Below are 17,605 nucleotides of genomic sequence, written 5' to 3'. Positions count from 1 at the left end.
AATGATACGTAAACTGTCGCTGCTGTTCGCCGGAGCCCTGATGGGAGCTTCCGCCATGGTGATGGTGCAGGGCGCTCCAGCTTCGACGGCTTTCGCAGCCGCCAAGGATGCTGACGTCTACAAAGACCTGGCGCTCTTCGGCGATATTTTCGAACGTGTGCGCGCGCAATATGTGACGCCGCCAGATGACAAGAAGCTGACGGAAAGCGCCATCAACGGCATGCTGACCTCGCTTGATCCGCATTCGTCCTATCTCAATCCGGAAGCCGCGCAGGATATGCGCGTGCAGACCAAAGGTGAATTCGGCGGCCTCGGCATTGAAGTCACCATGGACAATGATCTGGTGAAGGTGATTGCGCCGATCGACGATACGCCCGCCTCGAAGGCCGGTGTTCTCGCGGGCGATCTCATCACCAAGATCGATGGTCAGGAAGTGCGGGGCCTCAGCCTCAGCGATGCGGTCGACAAGATGCGCGGTGAAATCGGGTCCTCGATTGAGCTGACGCTCATGCGTCAGGGCGTCGACAAGCCGATCACGCTCAAGATTGCGCGCGCCGTCATCAAGGTGAAGGCCGTTCGTTACCGTGTCGAAAACGATGTCGGTTATGTGCGCGTGATTTCGTTCACCGAACAGACCGCTGAAGATCTCGGCAAGGCGATCAAGGATATCCAGAGCAAGATCCCGGGCGACAAGCTGAAGGGCTTCGTGCTTGATCTGCGCCTCAATCCGGGTGGTCTGCTCGATCAGGCAGTCGCCGTTTCCGACGCTTTCCTCGACAAGGGCGAAGTGGTTTCGACCCGTGGCCGCGATCCGCAGGACGTGACGCGCTTTGACGCCCGCAAGGGTGATCTGACCGACGGCAAGCCAGTGATCGTGCTGATCAATGGCGGTTCGGCCAGCGCTTCGGAAATCGTTGCGGGCGCTCTTCAGGACCACCGCCGCGCGACGGTGCTTGGCACACAGTCCTTCGGCAAAGGCTCGGTGCAGACCATCATCCCGCTTGGCGAAAACGGATCGCTGCGTCTGACCACGGCGCTTTATTACACGCCATCGGGCAAGTCGATCCAGGGCAAGGGCATCACGCCGGACATCAAGGTGGAACAGCCATTGCCGCCGGAACTAAAGGGTGAGGACGTCGTTCGCGGCGAATCCGAACTCAAGGGCCACATCAAGGGTAATGCCGAAGATGACAATGGCTCCGGTTCGTCGGCCTATGTTCCTGCCGATCCGAAGGATGACATCCAGCTCAACGAAGCTCTGAAGCTTCTGCGTGGTGAAGTGGCGAATGCCGCATTCCCGCCGGATCCGAAGAAGGGCGTGCTGAACTGATCGTTCCATGCTGGATCTGAACAGCCCGCTCGGACTGGACAAGAAACCGCGAAAGCGCGGGGGCGAACGCTCCCGCGCTTTTCGTTGGTCTTTGCTCGGCTTGGGCGCGGCAGTCGTAATGGGTGTCGCAGGCGGTATGATGTTCACCGTCTGGCAGACCAACCGCGATGCTTTTCGCAAACCTGAAAAGGCGGCAATTGCCGAGGCGCAAACGCCGCCCGACGCCGCGGTCAAAACTGGGCAGCAGGCATCGACTGCGACCGGTAACACACCCGCGCCGGGCACCGCGCTGCGCGGAACCGGGGGGCAGCAAACCGGCCCGGCAATCATCAAGGTCACGCCTGATATGCCCAATGTCACTGCCGGGACGGCAGATGGCAATGTCGTCGTCGTGCAGAACCAGCACAAGGCAGGGCAGGACCAGCGGGTCGCGCATCTGCCGGAAAAGGCGCTGGTCGAGAAAAGCCCGACCGGACCATTGCCGGTGCGCGGGGCAGATGGTTTGCGCCCGATGGATGCCTATGCGGTGGGCTGGTCGGGTGCGCGGGGCGCAAGGATTGCGCTGGTTATTGGCGGGCTTGGCCTGTCACAGACCGGTAGCATGGAAGCTGTAGACAAGCTGCCATCGGAAGTGACGCTGGCCTTTGCGCCGCAGGGCAACAGTCTGCAGCGGTGGATGCAGGCGGCGCGCCAGAACGGCCACGAGCTGTTGCTGCAATTGCCGATGGAGCCATTCGATTACCCGCGCATCAACCCGGGGCGCAATACGCTGACGGTGGATGACGGGGTCGCCAAAAACCAGACGTCGCTTTTGTGGGCCTTGTCGCGCATGACCAATTATGCCGGGGTGATGAACTATATGGGCGCGCGCTTTACCGGCGAGGCGGAAGCATTCGCGCCGGTGCTGGGCGAGATTGGCAGGCGCGGACTTTATTATCTGGATGACGGCACTTCGGCGCGTAGTCAGGCCGACCGGATCGCACAAAAGGACGCCGTGCCATTTGCTGCTGCCGATGTGCTGATCGACGCGTCACAGGATCGCTCGGCGGTGCTTGACCGTCTCGAAGAGCTGGAACGCATTGCGCGCGCCAATGGCAGCGCGATTGGCACCGGCTCCGCTTTTGGCGTGACCGTCGATGCGGTGCGGGATTGGGCCAAAGAGGTCAAGAAACGCGGCATCGAAATCGTTCCGGTTTCGGCGCTGGTCCGTGACCCGGAACGTCAGTAAAACTTACATATCACGGAGAATGTCATGTCGAAGCATAAAGGTCCGGTCGATCCTGAAAGCTTGCCATATCGCCCCTGTGTCGGGCTGATGGTGTTGAACAAGGCCGGTCTGGTCTGGGCAGGTCATCGCATCGTCATTCCGGGCGATGAGATGGATGGCGCGACGCAGCTCTGGCAGATGCCGCAGGGCGGGATCGACAAGGGCGAGGACCCGGTCGAAGCCGCATTGCGCGAGCTTTATGAAGAAACCGGCATGAAGTCGGTCTCGCTGCTTGCCGAAGCGCCGGACTGGATCAATTATGATCTGCCACGGCATCTGGTCGGTCAGGCGCTCAAGGGCAAATATCGCGGCCAGACGCAGAAGTGGTTTGCCTATCGTTTCGAGGGTGACGAAAACGAGATCGCGATCAATCCGCCGCCCGGCGGCCATACGGCTGAATTCGACAGCTGGGCCTGGAAGCCGATGCAGCAACTGCCGGAGCTGATCGTGCCGTTCAAGCGCAAGGTCTACGAGGAAGTTGTCGCTGCTTTCCGGCATCTCGCGCCGTGATTTTGGGGCACATCCCGAAGAGATTTCAGGATGTGCTCAAATTTGCGCACCCCTCTTGTGCGTTGGACCAACATATTGTCAACTCACTTCAGTTGCGCCGGGTGACGGCGCTCTAACTGTTTGTTTTGACGCACATCTCGCCCGAAAACCGTTTCACACTTTTCGGGATGTGCTCTGGAGGGAGAAAAGCGCATGGATGTTGGAAGTCTAATCGTATTTCTTTTTGTCGGCCTCGTCGCGGGCTGGCTGGCTGGTAAGGTTGTGCAGGGCGGCGGTTTCGGCATGATCGGCAATATAATTGTCGGCGTGATTGGCGCGTTCTTCGCGGGCTGGCTTTTGCCGCGCCTCGGCTTTTCGGTCGGCGGCGGTATCATTGCCTCGATCATCAATGCATTCATCGGCGCGGCGATCCTTCTGATCATTCTGCGCATCGTCAAACGCGTCTAGAGTGTCAGCATGTTCTGCAAGGCCCGGCTTGTTGAAGCCGGGTCGTTCCATTCCCGAAGTTCCGTGACATGACACCGAATTCCAAACTGTCGCTCGGTCTGGTTCTCACCGCATCGGCTGGTTTTGTTGATGCGATCGCCTTCCTGCAACTGGGCGGCTTCTTCGCTTCCTTCATGAGCGGCAACACCACCCAACTCGGCGTCGCGCTTGCCGGTCAACCCGGCGTGCAGGGGACGGTGCTGGTCTGGTTTCCCGCCGTGCTGATCGTCCTGTTCTTCAGCGGCGCGTTTCTGGGCACGCTTGCCGTGCGCGCCTATGGTCGCTGGGGCAGCCTTTATGTCATGGCAAGCGTGGTAGTGATGCTCGTGCTAGTCAGTATCCTGCGGCGCGATGGGGCCATGCTCGTCCAGCCGGTGCTGCTGCTTGCCGCCGCCATGGGCGCGCAGAATGCCGCCGTGCAGCCGATCGGCGCGGCGCGTCTTGGCGTTACTTATGTCACGGGAACGCTATTCAATGCTGCCGCAGACCTCGCCGGTGCATTTCGCGGCGAAGTGCCGAAATGGCGCTGGGCGCAGCACGCCGCCGTGTGGCTGGCGCTGATGCTGGGCGCGGTGGGAGGCGGGTTGGGCCATTACTATATCGGCCTCGACGCCTTGTTCGTGCCGGTCGTGATGATTGTCGGTGTGATGGTTGCTTATGTCAAACTCAAGTGAATAGCGATTTTTCGCTTTCGACCAGTTCCGAGATCAAGGCCGATACCGCCGTCACACGGCGCAGCGTTCGGGCGGATTCATGATAGGCCAGCCAATAGGCGCGGCGGATGACCCGGTCCGGAAGAACCGGCACCAGATCGGGATCGGCGCGCGCGATGAAGGCATGCAATATGCCGATGCCCGCACCGGCGCGCACCGCTTCCACCTGGCCCAGCGCGCTCGACACTTCAAAAGCCGGTTTCCAGTCGCGACTGATTTCCGGCGCATAGGCGAGCGACGGGTTGATGACCAGATCTTCCACATAGCTGATCATGCGATGGTGGCTGAGGTCCTCGGCAGTTTCCGGCGTGCCATTGGCTTCCAGATAGCTGCGATGGGCATAGAGGCCGAGCGTATAATCGACCAGCCTGCGCGCGATAAGCCGCCCCTGATCCGGGCGTTCAACGGTGATGGCGATATCCGCTTCGCGCCGGGACAGCGAGAAGGACCGCGGCACCGGCACCAGCTGGATGGTGAGGTCTGGATATTGCTGTGTCAGGCGGGCAAGGCGTGGCGCCAGAAAGGTCACGCCGAAACCATCCGGCGCGCCGATGCGCACCGTGCCCGAAACCGCGACATCGGCATTGCCGACCTGCGCGCGGGCGGAGAGCATTTCCGCTTCCATGCGCTCGGCGGCGAGCAAAAACTCCTCGCCTGCTTGTGTTAGCGTCGAGCCATTGGTGCGCCGCGTCAAAAGTGTGGTGGAGAGCGCGGTTTCGAGCGCCGTCAGCCGTCGCGCCACGGTGGTGTGGTTCAGACCAAGCCGCTTGGCTGCGCCCAAAATCTGGCCCGAACGCGCCACCGCGAGGAATATTCGAATGTCATCCCAGTTCATGATGTAGGAGTACTATAAAAAATGCACAACGGATACGCTTTTCAGCGTCTTGCAATCACGAATTTGCAGAGTCAGGATAGGGATAACGATGGGGACGATGCGAGTCCTCATAAACGGTAATCAGGGAGGTTTCTCGATGCGCAATATCGGACATTTCATCGGCGGCAAGCATGTTGCCGGTAATAGCGGTCGCACCGCCGACGTTTTCCAGCCGCTCGACGGCACGGTTCAGGCCAAGGTGGCGCTTGCGACCAAGGATGAAGTGCGCGCTGCCGTTGAAAACGCCAAGGCTGCCCAGCCTGCATGGGCCGCGACCAACCCGCAGCGCCGCGTCCGCATCCTGCGCAAATTCCTCGAACTCGTCGAAGCCGAATATGACAGCCTGGCCGAACTGCTGGCGCGCGAGCATGGCAAGACGATTGCCGATGCCAAGGGCGACATTCAGCGCGGTCTTGAAGTGGTGGAAGTCTGCCTCGGCTCTGCGCATATGCTGAAGGGCGAGTTCACCGACAATGCCGGTACGGGCATCGACACCTATTCCATGCGTCAGCCGCTCGGCGTCGTTGCCGGTATCACCCCGTTCAACTTCCCGGCCATGATCCCGCTCTGGAAGGCAGGTCCGGCGATTGCCTGCGGCAATGCTTTCGTTCTGAAGCCATCCGAACGCGATCCGGGCGTCCCGATGCGTCTGGCTGAACTGTTCATGGAAGCTGGTCTGCCTGCCGGCATCTTTAACGTCGTCAATGGCGACAAGGATGCTGTCGATGCGCTGCTCGACGATCCGGATGTGCAGGCCATCGGCTTCGTCGGCTCCACGCCGATTGCCCAGTACATCTACGGTCGCGGCTGCTCGAACGGCAAGCGCGTTCAGTGCTTCGGCGGCGCCAAGAACCACATGCTCATCATGCCCGATGCCGATATGGACCAGACCGTCGATGCGCTTATCGGCGCTGGTTACGGCTCGGCAGGCGAACGCTGTATGGCAATTTCGGTTGCTGTGCCGGTCGGTGAAGACACCGCCAACCGCCTGATGGAAAAGCTCATCCCTCGGGTTGAATCGCTCAAGATCGGCCCGTCCACCGACAATTCCGCCGATTACGGCCCGGTCGTCACGCAGGCTGCCCTTGACCGCATTCGCGGCTATGTCGATCTCGGTGTCGAAGAAGGCGCGAAGCTGGTCGTCGATGGCCGTAATTTCAAGATGCAGGGCTATGAAAATGGCTTCTACATGGGCGGCTGCCTGTTCGACAATGTGACGCGCGACATGCGCATCTACAAGGAAGAGATTTTCGGCCCGGTTCTCTCCGTTGTCCGCGCCAAGAATTACGAGGAAGCGCTCGCATTGCCGAACGATCATGAATATGGCAACGGCGTCGCCATCTTCACCCGCGACGGCGATGCGGCCCGCGATTTCGCAAGCCGCGTGCAGGTTGGTATGGTCGGTATCAATGTGCCGATCCCGGTTCCGATCGCTTATTACACCTTCGGTGGCTGGAAGGCTTCCGGTTTCGGCGATCTCAACCAGCACGGCCCGGATGCATTCCGCTTCTACACCAAGACCAAGACCGTCACCTCGCGCTGGCCGTCTGGGGTTAAGGATGGGGCAGAGTTCGTCATCCCGACGATGAAATAACCCCAGACGATTTTTTACGTTTGCGCGTCCTCGCTTCGCTGCGGGCGCGCGGCGTGGGTTAAAGACGGGGCAGAATTCGTCATCCCGACGATGAAATAAACCATTACCTCCCAAATGAACCCCCGCCTTCACGGCGGGGTTTTTCTTTCGCCGGTGGTTTCCAGTGTTTTGCGGTAGGATTCCTCGTCCGACTGTGCTACGGCGACGCTGTCCCCTTTCCTGAATGCAAAACGCTTCAGCAACGAAGAGACCGTTTCCTATGGCTGTCAGCTCCAAGCATATTCCCGCTCCCGATCTTCATCGGGTGCGCCGCGCCCTCCTTTCCGTTTCCGACAAAACCGGCCTGATTGAATTCGCCAAGGCGCTCCGTGCGCATGGCGTCGAAATCCTCTCGACCGGCGGCACTGCCAAGTCCATTGCGGCGGAAGGCATTCCGGTGCGCGACGTTTCCGAAATCACCGGCTTTCCTGAAATCATGGACGGGCGCGTGAAGACGCTGCATCCGGCAGTCCACGGCGGCCTGCTCGCCGTGCGCAACGACCCGGAACACGTTGCCGCAATGGAAGAGCACAAGATCGGTGGTATCGATCTTGCCGTGATCAATCTCTATCCGTTCGAGGAAGTGCGCTTCCAGGGCGGCGATTACGACACGACCGTCGAAAACATCGACATCGGCGGCCCGGCCATGATCCGCGCTTCGGCCAAGAACCACGCCTATGTCGCCACCGTTGTCGATCCGGCCGATTATGCCGAAGTGGTCACCGAGCTTGAAAAGCATGCCGGTTCGCTGCCGCTCGCTTTCCGCAAGAAGCTGGCCGCCAAGGCTTTCTCGCGCACCGCAGCTTATGACGCGGCGATTTCCAACTGGTTCGCCGAAGCCATCGAAGAAGAAACGCCAATCTGGCGCTCGGTTGCGGGCAAGCTGCATTCGGTCATGCGCTATGGTGAAAACCCGCACCAGACTGCAGGCTTCTATCTCTCCGGCGAAAAGCGCCCGGGCGTTGCGACCGCAACCCAGCTTCAGGGCAAGCAGCTTTCCTACAACAACATCAACGACACCGATGCGGCTTTCGAGCTCGTCGCCGAGTTCGATCCGGCGCGCACGGCTGCCGTCGCCATCATCAAGCACGCCAATCCGTGCGGCGTGGCGGAAGGCGCATCGATCAAGCAAGCCTATCTGAAGGCGCTGGCCTGCGATCCGGTTTCGGCGTTCGGCGGCATTGTTGCGCTCAACAAGACGCTGGATGAAGAAGCCGCCGAGGAAATCGTCAAGATTTTCACGGAAGTCATCATCGCTCCCGATGCAACGCCGGGCGCGCAGGCCATCGTCGCCGCCAAGAAGAACCTGCGTCTTCTGGTGACGGGCGGTCTTCCTGACCCGCGCGCCAAAGGCATCGCTGCGAAAACGGTTGCCGGCGGCTTACTGGTTCAGTCGCGCGATAATGGCGTTGTGGATGATCTCGACCTCAAGGTCGTGACCAAGCGCAGCCCGAGCGAAGCCGAACTGAACGATATGAAGTTCGCCTTCCGCATTGCCAAGCACGTCAAGTCGAACGCCATCGTCTATGTGAAGGACGGCGCAACGGTTGGCATCGGTGCTGGCCAGATGAGCCGCGTCGACTCGGCGCGTATCGCTGCCCGCAAGGCGGAAGATGCAGCCGAAGCCGCCGGTCTGGCAGAGCCGCTGACCAAGGGTTGCGTGGTTGCCTCTGACGCATTCTTCCCGTTTGCGGACGGTCTGCTTTCTGCCGTTCAGGCAGGCGCTACGGCGGTTATTCAGCCGGGCGGTTCCATGCGTGACGAAGAAGTGATCGCTGCTGCCGACGAGCATGGCATTGCCATGGTCATGACCGGAATGCGCCATTTCCGTCATTAATTCATCGACTTAGAAATCTGAAAACGAGCCCCGAAACGAAAATTTTCGGGGCTTTTTGTTTTCATTGAGTTTCGAATTATTTCGTTTTAAATTCGTTTATGAGCGCTCACGTAAACACGGGAGCTGCTTTGCATCAGGGGGAGGACGCGGAGGCATAGCAAGCTTTTTCATACCTGATGTAAACTAAAAGCATTTTACACAAACATATTCGAACGGGAGGATACTGTGAGTACCAAGCAATTTATCGGCTCCATCGATCAGGGAACCACCAGCACGCGCTGCATCATTTTCGATCAACTGGGCGATGTCATCGCGATGGATCAGCGCGAGCATGAGCAGATTTACCCCAAGGCCGGCTGGGTGGAGCATAGCCCGCTTGAAATCTGGCGCAACACGCAGCACGTCGTCGCGGAAGCGTTGAAGAAGGCCAAACTGACGGCAGCGGATATCGCCGCGATCGGCATTACCAACCAGCGCGAGACGACGCTGCTCTGGGACAAGGCGACCGGCCAGCCGCTTTATAATGCGCTTGTCTGGATGGATACGCGCACCGCCGATCTGGTGGCGCAATATACGAAGAATGGCGGTGCGGATCGTCTTCGCGCCCGGACGGGGCTGCCGATCACCACCTATTTCGCCGGACTGAAGCTGCGCTGGATTCTCGACAATGTTCCGGGCGCGCGCCAAAAGGCCGAAGCAGGTGAGGCGCTATTTGGCACCATCGATACATGGCTGGCCTGGAACCTCACCGGCGGACCGGATGGCGGCATTCACATTACCGATGTCACCAATGCCTCGCGCACGCAGCTGATGGATATTGCAAGCCTGCAATGGGATGCGGAAATTCTGGACCTCTTCCATATTCCGCGCGCTTGTCTGCCGGAAATCCGCTCATCGAGCGAAGTTTATGGCGAGATTTCGGTTCGGTCCCTGCGTGGCGTCCAGCTTGCGGGAATTCTGGGTGACCAGCAGGCAGCTTTGTTCGGCCAGGCCTGTCTTGAGCCGGGCGCGGCCAAGAACACTTATGGCACGGGCTGCTTCATGCTGATGAATACGGGTGACAAGCTCGTTTCGTCCGATTACGGCCTGCTGACCACCGTTGCCTATAAGATCGGCGATGCCCCGCCGTCTTATGCGCTGGAAGGCTCCATCGCCATTACCGGCGCGCTGGTGCAATGGCTGCGCGACAATCTCGGTATCATCCGCAACAGCAGCGATATCGAAACGCTCGCCCGTACTGTCGATGATAATGGCGATGTCTATTTCGTCCCGGCATTTTCCGGTCTTTATGCGCCGCATTGGGAATCGTCCGCGCGCGGCGTCATTGCCGGGCTGACGCGCTTTGCCAATAAGGGTCATATTGCCCGCGCGGCACTGGAAGCAAGCTGCTATCAGGTGCGCGAGGTGCTGGAAGCCATGGTGAAGGATTCTGGCGTGGAGATCGGTGAACTGCGCGCCGATGGCGGCATGACTGTTAATGAATTCGTCATGCAGTTTCAGGCCGATATTCTGGATGTCCCGGTGGTCCGCCCCAAGATCGTGGAAACCACGGCGCTGGGGGCGGCTTACTCGGCTGGGCTTGCTGTCGGCTACTGGAAATCCATGGAAGATGTTGTCGAAAACTGGCAGGTCGGCCATCGCTGGCACCCGAAGATGCCGAAGAAGGAGCGTGAACGCCTGTTCGCCTCATGGGAAAAGGCGGTTCAGCGCTCCCTGAACTGGGTGGATTAAGGCCAATTCGGCGCTCTATAAGGCCGCCTTGTCGGCAGGATAGGGCGTCGCTTTCGTCAGACAGAGACCAGCGGCGAAGAAGATCACCAGCACCGCCATTCCAATGGCTGCCGACCCGCTGATGGCGGTGACGGTGGCGACCAGAAACGGCGCGAGGAAGCTGGTGGCGCGGCCCGCTAGCGCGTAGATGCCGAAATAGCGTCCCGACTCTTCCGGCTCGATGCTGCGGGCAAACCATGAGCGCGACGAGGCCTGCACAGGGCCGAAGGCCGCGCCGATCATCAGCCCATAGATGAGATAGGCATGTTCGGCGGGCGTCGAAAAAAGCCCCTGCGCGGTGCTTTCCGCAAAGGGTAGCAGCCCGAAGAACGTATAATCGCGCCCTGTCGATACAATGCCGAGCGTGGCAAGCAGCAACAGGATCAGCGATGCGATGACCACGGCTTTTGAGCCGAAACGTGTATCGACGCGGCTGGCGACAAGGCAGCTGAAGATCGCCATCACATTGAGGATCATGCCGAACAGGCCGATCTCGGTGATCGACCAGTGAAACATGGCGGCAGCATAGCCGCCGCCCAGCGCCAGCAAGGCGTTGACGCCGTCCTGATAGACCATGCGGGCGATGAGAAAGCGCAATATGCCGGAGCGCTGGCGCACCTCGCGCAGCGTGGCTTTCAGCTCAGAAAGGCCATGGCGTAGCGCCTTGCGCAGAGGTTCGCCGCGCGCCGAATCCGGGGTGAACAGGAACATCGGCAGCACAAAGATCAGATACCAGAGCGCTGCAAGCGGGCCGGTGATGCGGGCGTCTTCTCCGGTGGTCGGATCAAGGCCAAAAAGCGGATCAACGCCGATGATCGTTTTGCCGGTTTGCGGCGACCCGGCCAGAAACAGCACCACGAAAACCAGCATGATCATGCCGCCCAGATAACCAAGCCCCCATGCGATATTGGAAATGCGTCCGATATCTGCACGTGGCACAAGACGCGGCATCATGGAATCATTGAAGACGATGGAAAATTCAGCTGCCACCGAGGCGATCGCAAAGGCCAGCAACACCCAGAACAGGCTTGCTCCCGGCGCCGCGAACCAGAGGAGCGACAAGCTGACGATCTTCAGAACGGCGAAGAAGCCGATCCACGGTTTGCGCGCGCCGGTGCGGTCGGAAACAGCGCCGAGCACAGGCGACAGAATGGCGATGATAAAGCCCGCCGCCGCGATGCCATAGCCCCATGCAACTTGCCCGGCTTCCGGGCTTGCCGCCATGCGGGAGATAAAATAGGGGCCGAAAACAAAGGTCGTGACGACGGTAAAAAACGGTTGCGCCGCCCAGTCGAACAACATCCAGCCCCATATGCCGCGCCGTGACGCATAGCTGCGTTCGCTGACTGTCAGATCGCTCAAATGCCACTCCCTTGCAAATGTGGCCGGAGCTTATACGGCGAGCCGCAACCTCACAAATGAAAAGGGCGGCCTTAAGCCGCCCTTCCATTTTTAATTGCCGGGCGCGGATTACTGCGCCAGATCGGACATCAGGCCCGCCGCAACAGCCAGCCGCGAGACGGTGAGGTCACCGCCTTCGGTGAGCGCGACCATGCGATTTCTGACCTGCTCGATCCGGACGCCGTCCGCATCGAGCCACGCCGCTGCCGGGTCTTTCTCCTTGGCGAAGCGCTTCAACGCCGCGATGGTGATCCCGCGTGCCGCCTGCGTGATGGTCTCGCTCGCACGCGACAGGGCCAGTCCGTCATAATAGTCGGTGACGGGGATGGACCGTGCCGCATCTTCGATGCGCCCGATGCGGAAGGCTTCCGACACGCCGAAATAGGCCTTGGCGGTTGCCACCAGATCGGCGTTCGCCAGATGCGCGATCAGCGCGATATCCGGCATGATGCCCGCAAGCTGGAGATTGGCGAGACGCTGGGCCAGCTTTTCCGGTGCGCCCTTTTCCACGAAGGCAGCCTTGTCGGCACGCACCGTGTTGCGCAGGAATTCCGGCATCAGGCCTTCGAAACGCGGTTCCAGTTCGGCACGCGCCTTGACGATGGTGCCGACCAGTTCGGTGAGGTTTGCGCGGGTCGTATCATTGCGCAGCACCCATGCCGTCGTCGCCTGCAACATTTCGCCGACGAGATGGTAGAACTGGTTCTGCACATCGCCCGGCACGCGATTGTCGAGCGCATCAATGGCGTCATAGACTGCGTCGATCTCGAAACCGTCACGCACCGCGATATAGGCGCGAACAATATCTGAAGGCGACTTGCCGGTCGTGTCGGCCAGACGGCTGATGAAGGTGATACCGCCGCGATTGATGACATCATTTGCCAGCAAGGTCGCAACGATTTCCCGCTTCAGGCGGTGGCCCGAGATTTCCTCCGCGTAAGTCTTGGCCATACGTTTCGGGAAATAGCCGAACAGAAGTGACTGGAAGTAAGGCTCGTCTGGAAGCGCGCTTGCCACCAGATCGTCACTGAGCGACAGCTTGGCATAGGCCAGCAGGACCGCCAGTTCCGGACGGGTCAGTGGCTGGCCTGCCTTCTGGCGATCAGCCAATACGGTGTCGGACGGCAGATACTCGACCTTGCGATCCAGCAGTTTGCGGTGTTCCAGTTCCGCCATGAAACGCGCCTGATAGGGGAGTTCGGCAAGTCCCTGACGTTCGCTCAGAGAAAGCGCCAGCGGCTGGAGATAGTTGTTGCGCAGCACGAGCTCCGAAACATCGTCGGTCATGCTGACCAAGAGCTTGTTGCGGGCAGGGCGCTTGAGCTTGCCCGAACGCATGGCTGCGGCCAGAGCAATCTTGATATTGACCTCGACGTCCGAGCAGTTGACGCCAGCCGAATTGTCGATGGCGTCGGTGTTGCTGCGACCGCCTGCAAGCGCATATTCGATGCGCCCGCGCTGGGTCATGCCGAGATTGGCGCCTTCGCCGATCACACGGGCGCGAACATCCGAACCGGTGATGCGAATGGCGTCATTGGCGCGGTCGCCCACCTGCGCATCCGTTTCGCTGGACGCGCGGATATAGGTGCCGATGCCGCCGAACCATAAGAGATCAACCTGCGCTTTCAGGATGGTCGTCATGATTTCCTGCGGCGTCGCTGTGGTCTTGGCAAGGCCGATGGCAGCCGCTGCCTCGGCAGACAGGGTGATGGTCTTTTGGCTGCGGCTATAGACACCGCCTCCCGACGAAAGCTTCGAGCGATCATAGTCCTGCCAGCTTGAGCGCGGCAGTTCGAACAGGCGCTTGCGTTCGGCAAAGCCGTCCGCCGGAACCGGGTTCGGATCGATGAAGATATCGCGATGGTCGAAGGCGGCAATGAGCCTGATCTGCTCGGAAAGCAGCATGCCATTGCCGAACACGTCGCCCGACATGTCGCCCACGCCGACGACCGTAAACGGCTCGGTCTGGATATCCATGTCGAATTCACGGAAATGCCGCTTCACGGCTTCCCAACCGCCACGGGCGGTGATGCCCATGCCTTTGTGGTCGTAACCGGCAGAGCCGCCCGACGCGAAAGCATCGTCCAGCCAGAAATCATGCGCCTGACTGATGGCATTGGCCGTATCGGAGAAGGTGGCCGTGCCCTTGTCGGCGGCGACAACGAAATAAGGATCGTCATTGTCGTGACGCACGACATTTTGCGGCGGCACCACAGCGCTGTCATGAATATTGTCGGTGACCGACAGAAGCGTCGAGATGAACACCTTATAAGCGTCGCGTCCGGCTTCGAAGACGGCATTGCGGTCGCCGCCCACGGGCAGGCGCTTCGGATAGAAGCCGCCCTTGGCGCCGACCGGCACGATCACCGCATTCTTGACCTGCTGCGCCTTGACGAGCCCCAGCACTTCGGTGCGGTAATCCTGCGCGCGGTCCGACCAGCGCAGACCGCCACGGGCGACCGCTCCGAAACGCAAATGCACGCCTTCGACTTCCGGGCCGTAGACGAAAATTTCGCGATACGGGCGCGGATCGGGCAGTCCATCGACCAGCCGCGGATTGAGCTTGAAGGCGAAGGTGACACGCGGCTTGCCTTCGGCATCCAGCGTATAGGCGTTGGTGCGCAGTGTCGCTTCGATCAGATTGCGGAACCGGCGCAGGATCTGGTCGTCGTCGATGCTCGGCACACCGAGAAGTGCGGTTTCGATGGCGTCGATCAGCTTCTTTTCCGCTGCGTCACGGCGCTTGGCCGATGGGTTGAAGCGCAAATCGAACAGCGAATAGAGATCGCTGGCGATTTCCGGATAGCGATTGAGGGCGGCAGCGATGAAGCCTTGCGAATAGGCGATACCCGCCTGCTGCAGATAACGGCCATAGGAGCGCAGGATCATGATCTGGCGCGCGGTGAGACGTGCCGTCTGCACCAGCGCATTATAGCCGTCATTGTCGGCAAAGCCGTCCCAGACAGTGCGGAACACGTCTTCCAGCATTTCGCCGTCATCGGAAAGATCGACCGGTGCGCCATAGGCGTTCACAAGCTGCATGTCGTGCACATAGACCGGCGCACCATCTTGACCGGCATGGGGCAGATCAATGGTCTGTTCGCTGACGACGCGGAAGCCCATATTTTCCAGAAGCGGAACGCGCTGCGACAACACCACCGGCGCGCCGTGATGATAAAGTTTTAGCGAAACCGCATCCGGTCCATCGGTGCGATAACGGTAGAAATCCACGAAAAGCGGTGCTTCCGGGCTGAGACCCGCAATGCGCTCCGCATCGACCAGCGCTTCCGGTGCGGTGAAGATTTCGCGATAGGATGGCGGGAAGCTCGCGGCCAGCGCCACGACACCAGCATCGGCGTTTTCCACGCTTTCACGCACCGCATCTTCCCAGGTGCGGACGATGGAACGCACTTCCGCTTCCAGCGCTTCGCGATCCACATGCGGCGTGGAACGTTCATGACGGCGAATGACGAACTGAACGCGCGTCAGGCCGTTTTGAAGGAAGACCGGATGGAATTCAAAGCTGTCGCCGCCATAGACGTCGACGAGATAGCGACCGATCTTTTCACGTACGACCGAGTCGTAACGGTCGCGCGGTATATAGACCAGCACGGTCGCGAAACGGCCAAAACGGTCGAGGCGCGGAATGGCGCGCACACGTGGACGCTCGCCCAGCGCGAGGATGAGTTCGGCATTGGCCGTTAGGCTTTCCGTGTCGATCTGGAAAAGCTCGTCGCGCGGATATTCTTCCAGCACGTTGATCAGCGCCTTGCCGGAATGGTCTTCCCGGTTGAAGCCCAGATGCTTGATCACTGCATCGGCCTTCGAGCGAATGAACGGGATGCTGGCCACCGAGCTTATATAGGCGACCGAGGTGAACAGGCCGACGAGGCGCAGTTCGCCAATGGCTTCGCCCTTCGGTCCGAAAATCTTCACGCCGATATAGTCGAGATAGGAGCGGCGATGCACCAGTGACAGCGTATTCGCCTTGGTGACGATCAGCGGCTCGTTGCTGTCGAGGAATTCGGTAACCTCGCGCGGCGTGACGGTATCGTCGTCATCCTTGCGCAGCACGCGCACTTCATTGTCGCCAAGGACGCCAAGCGGTCCCTTGACGGCGACGAGGCTGCGCTTTTTGCCCGAACCTTCAAAAGCAAGCTCACGCATGCCGAGGAAGATGAAATGATCGTCGCGCAGCCATTCGAGGAAGGCGATGGCTTCCGGCATGGCGGCATTGCCGTTCAGCTCGTAAGCGCGCTTGTAATCTGCGATGGCGTCATCGAGACGCTTCAGCATCGGTTTCCAGTCGCCGACGGCAAAACGCACCTGTCCGAGAACGCGCTTGAGCCCGTCCGTCAGGTCGGCCTTGGCCTGCTTGCCGAGCGCTGGCAGATGAATCTGTACAAGGCTGACGCGCTCAACGCCCGTGGCGGGTGCGAGCTGCGATGCTTCGCCGAGAATAACCAGCCCATCCTTTTCCCGGGTAACATCGAGAACCGGGTGCACGACCATGAAAATCTGGCCGACGTGATTGTTCAGCTCGCCCAGAATGGAATCGAGCAGGAACGGCATATTGTCGTTGACGATGGTGATGACGCTTACCGGGCGACCATGGCGTTCGATACCGTTATCGACGCTGATGATGCTTTTGCCCTTGCGGTAGGATTCAAGAGCCGCATAGCCATGACGGGCTGAACTGTCGAGCACTTCGGCGTCGTAAGCTGCCAGGTCTTCTGGCGGTGCCCACTCGAAGAGAAGCTGCGAGAAGGCTGCCAGCGCCTTGGGCTTCCCTCCTTTTTGGTCCTCTTTGCTTGCCTTGGAATTCTTAACTTTGCTCGACCGATCCTGCTTTGCAGTCACGTCGGATACTCCTGTCATGATGGCAATGCGCGCCAAACTAGCAGATCAGACATTTCTTTCGATGACAAATTGCTGCGACTATCGAAAAAAATCCTGAAAAGTCAGAAAAATGGCATCTAATCCATTTAATTTGGAATAAAATATCGAAAACTTTGGGCGATTTTTCTAAAAATACCGGGGAAATTCCCGGCGCGCTAAAAATTGGCGTCAGCCGACGGCGGAATTGCCACAATTCAGACCAAAGTCGTAGATGATTCTGAGATGCTGGCGCTGTCAGAGCTCGATCAGATGATCGTCCAATTCGTTCATATTATCGGCGCCTGCGGGGAAGTGCTTTTCCAGCAACGTGCCAGCCTGACCAATCGCCGTGACGAAGCCCTCCGCCATTTGCGACCGCGATGCGTGATGGATCAGCGTCGCGACAATGGCGTTCCATTCGTCTTGCTCAACACGGGCATGGATGCCTGCATCGGCAATCACTTCGGCATAATGCTCGGCCATGGAAACAAACAGCAGAATGCCGGTGCGGTTTTCGGTGATGTGGACATTGCGGGCCAGAAACTGTTGCAGCGCATTGAGATGGGCGCGCTTGTAGCGGATGCGGCGAGGCACCAGCAACATGCGGATCGATGGTAGCAGCCAGAGAACAAGCATGGCCGAAATGAAAGCGGCGAGAATGGACAGGCCGAACATCGGCAGGCTGATATCAAACCAATACCAATGGGCGAGGCAGGCTGCGATCACCGAAGCAAGCAGGATGCCGCAGGTTGCGACAAAGCCAGCTGCAAAGAAATAGTCGTCGCTGCTGCGCGCCAGCACCGCATAGATTTCGCCACTGGTGCCTGCTTCCGCGTGACGAATAGCGTCAGCGATGCGAGCATGGTCTTCGGCGCCGATCAGCGTATGGTGCTTCATCGCTACCTC

At 59.7% G+C, this 17,605-nt stretch carries 12 protein-coding genes; 8 read left to right on the top strand and 4 right to left on the bottom strand.

Features of this window, described 5'->3' with window-relative positions; translation table 11 throughout:
- Nucleotide 1 precedes the first annotated feature (1 nt).
- The 5 genes from FIC94_RS20345 (at nt 2) to FIC94_RS20320 (ending at nt 4,267) form a co-directional block, all read left to right on the top strand.
- Nucleotides 2-1,330: a S41 family peptidase gene (locus FIC94_RS20345; RefSeq protein ID WP_121538681.1), complete on the top strand. Its 1,329-nt coding sequence runs from the start codon at nt 2-4 to the stop codon at nt 1,328-1,330.
- Nucleotides 1,331-1,337: 7 nt separating this feature from the next.
- On the top strand, nt 1,338-2,558 hold the full coding sequence (locus tag FIC94_RS20340) for a divergent polysaccharide deacetylase family protein (protein ID WP_140026210.1): 1,221 nt from the start codon (nt 1,338-1,340) through the stop codon (nt 2,556-2,558).
- A 24-nt stretch (nt 2,559-2,582) separates the two neighbouring features.
- Nucleotides 2,583-3,107, top strand: coding sequence for an RNA pyrophosphohydrolase (locus FIC94_RS20335; RefSeq protein WP_140026209.1), 525 nt, complete (start codon nt 2,583-2,585; stop codon nt 3,105-3,107).
- A 192-nt stretch (nt 3,108-3,299) separates the two neighbouring features.
- A complete protein-coding gene (locus tag FIC94_RS20325; protein WP_078340905.1) occupies nt 3,300-3,554 on the top strand; it encodes a GlsB/YeaQ/YmgE family stress response membrane protein in 255 nt (84 codons plus the stop codon).
- Nucleotides 3,555-3,622: 68 nt separating this feature from the next.
- Nucleotides 3,623-4,267 (top strand): YoaK family protein, encoded by a 645-nt coding sequence (locus tag FIC94_RS20320; RefSeq protein WP_109369846.1) that lies wholly within the window; start codon nt 3,623-3,625, stop codon nt 4,265-4,267.
- Here the strand turns inward: FIC94_RS20320 and FIC94_RS20315 are convergent.
- Nucleotides 4,260-5,141 (bottom strand): LysR family transcriptional regulator, encoded by an 882-nt coding sequence (locus FIC94_RS20315; protein ID WP_109369845.1) that lies wholly within the window; start codon nt 5,139-5,141, stop codon nt 4,260-4,262. The genes FIC94_RS20320 and FIC94_RS20315 overlap by 8 nt on opposite strands.
- Before the next feature lie 136 nt (nt 5,142-5,277).
- Between FIC94_RS20315 and FIC94_RS20310 the strand changes: the two genes are divergently transcribed.
- The 3 genes from FIC94_RS20310 (at nt 5,278) to glpK (ending at nt 10,381) form a co-directional block, all read left to right on the top strand.
- On the top strand, nt 5,278-6,774 hold the full coding sequence (locus FIC94_RS20310; RefSeq protein ID WP_109369844.1) for a CoA-acylating methylmalonate-semialdehyde dehydrogenase: 1,497 nt from the start codon (nt 5,278-5,280) through the stop codon (nt 6,772-6,774).
- 259 nt (nt 6,775-7,033) lie between these two features.
- Entirely contained in the window at nt 7,034-8,650 is a 1,617-nt protein-coding gene (gene purH, locus FIC94_RS20305; RefSeq protein WP_140026207.1) for a bifunctional phosphoribosylaminoimidazolecarboxamide formyltransferase/IMP cyclohydrolase, read from the top strand.
- Nucleotides 8,651-8,875: 225 nt separating this feature from the next.
- Nucleotides 8,876-10,381, top strand: coding sequence for a glycerol kinase GlpK (gene glpK, locus FIC94_RS20300; RefSeq protein ID WP_109369842.1), 1,506 nt, complete (start codon nt 8,876-8,878; stop codon nt 10,379-10,381).
- Between the two features lie 15 nt (nt 10,382-10,396).
- Here glpK and FIC94_RS20295 read toward each other — a convergent pair whose 3' ends face one another.
- The 3 genes from FIC94_RS20295 to FIC94_RS20285 all read right to left on the bottom strand — a co-directional run bounded on the left by FIC94_RS20295 (nt 10,397) and on the right by FIC94_RS20285 (nt 17,596).
- Complete coding sequence (locus FIC94_RS20295) at nt 10,397-11,722, bottom strand: MFS transporter (RefSeq protein WP_371830937.1); 1,326 nt, start codon at nt 11,720-11,722, stop codon at nt 10,397-10,399.
- 168 nt (nt 11,723-11,890) lie between these two features.
- Nucleotides 11,891-16,681 carry an NAD-glutamate dehydrogenase gene (locus tag FIC94_RS20290; protein WP_140026205.1) on the bottom strand — a complete coding sequence of 1,597 codons (4,791 nt, stop codon included), beginning with the start codon at nt 16,679-16,681 and terminating at the stop codon, nt 11,891-11,893.
- Between the two features lie 273 nt (nt 16,682-16,954).
- On the bottom strand, nt 16,955-17,596 hold the full coding sequence (locus tag FIC94_RS20285; protein WP_140026204.1) for a TPM domain-containing protein: 642 nt from the start codon (nt 17,594-17,596) through the stop codon (nt 16,955-16,957).
- Nucleotides 17,597-17,605 lie beyond the last annotated feature (9 nt).

Source organism: Ochrobactrum teleogrylli, assembly GCF_006376685.1.
In the GTDB taxonomy this organism is placed as follows: Bacteria; Pseudomonadota; Alphaproteobacteria; order Rhizobiales; family Rhizobiaceae; genus Brucella; species Brucella teleogrylli.
This window is presented reverse-complemented; position numbering and strand designations above follow the sequence as displayed.

Excerpts from the sequence above, each read along its gene's own strand:
- FIC94_RS20345 (WP_121538681.1), top strand. The coding sequence starts at position 2 with ATGATACGTAAACTGTCGCTGCTGTTCGCCGGAGCCCTGATGGGAGCT.
- FIC94_RS20340 (WP_140026210.1), top strand. The coding sequence starts at position 1,338 with ATGCTGGATCTGAACAGCCCGCTCGGACTGGACAAGAAACCGCGAAAG.
- FIC94_RS20335 (WP_140026209.1), top strand. The coding sequence starts at position 2,583 with ATGTCGAAGCATAAAGGTCCGGTCGATCCTGAAAGCTTGCCATATCGC.
- FIC94_RS20325 (WP_078340905.1), top strand. The coding sequence starts at position 3,300 with ATGGATGTTGGAAGTCTAATCGTATTTCTTTTTGTCGGCCTCGTCGCG.
- FIC94_RS20320 (WP_109369846.1), top strand. The coding sequence starts at position 3,623 with ATGACACCGAATTCCAAACTGTCGCTCGGTCTGGTTCTCACCGCATCG.
- FIC94_RS20315 (WP_109369845.1), bottom strand. The coding sequence starts at position 5,141 with ATGAACTGGGATGACATTCGAATATTCCTCGCGGTGGCGCGTTCGGGC.
- FIC94_RS20310 (WP_109369844.1), top strand. The coding sequence starts at position 5,278 with ATGCGCAATATCGGACATTTCATCGGCGGCAAGCATGTTGCCGGTAAT.
- purH (WP_140026207.1), top strand. The coding sequence starts at position 7,034 with ATGGCTGTCAGCTCCAAGCATATTCCCGCTCCCGATCTTCATCGGGTG.
- FIC94_RS20295 (WP_371830937.1), bottom strand. The coding sequence starts at position 11,722 with ATGTTGTTCGACTGGGCGGCGCAACCGTTTTTTACCGTCGTCACGACC.
- FIC94_RS20285 (WP_140026204.1), bottom strand. The coding sequence starts at position 17,596 with ATGAAGCACCATACGCTGATCGGCGCCGAAGACCATGCTCGCATCGCT.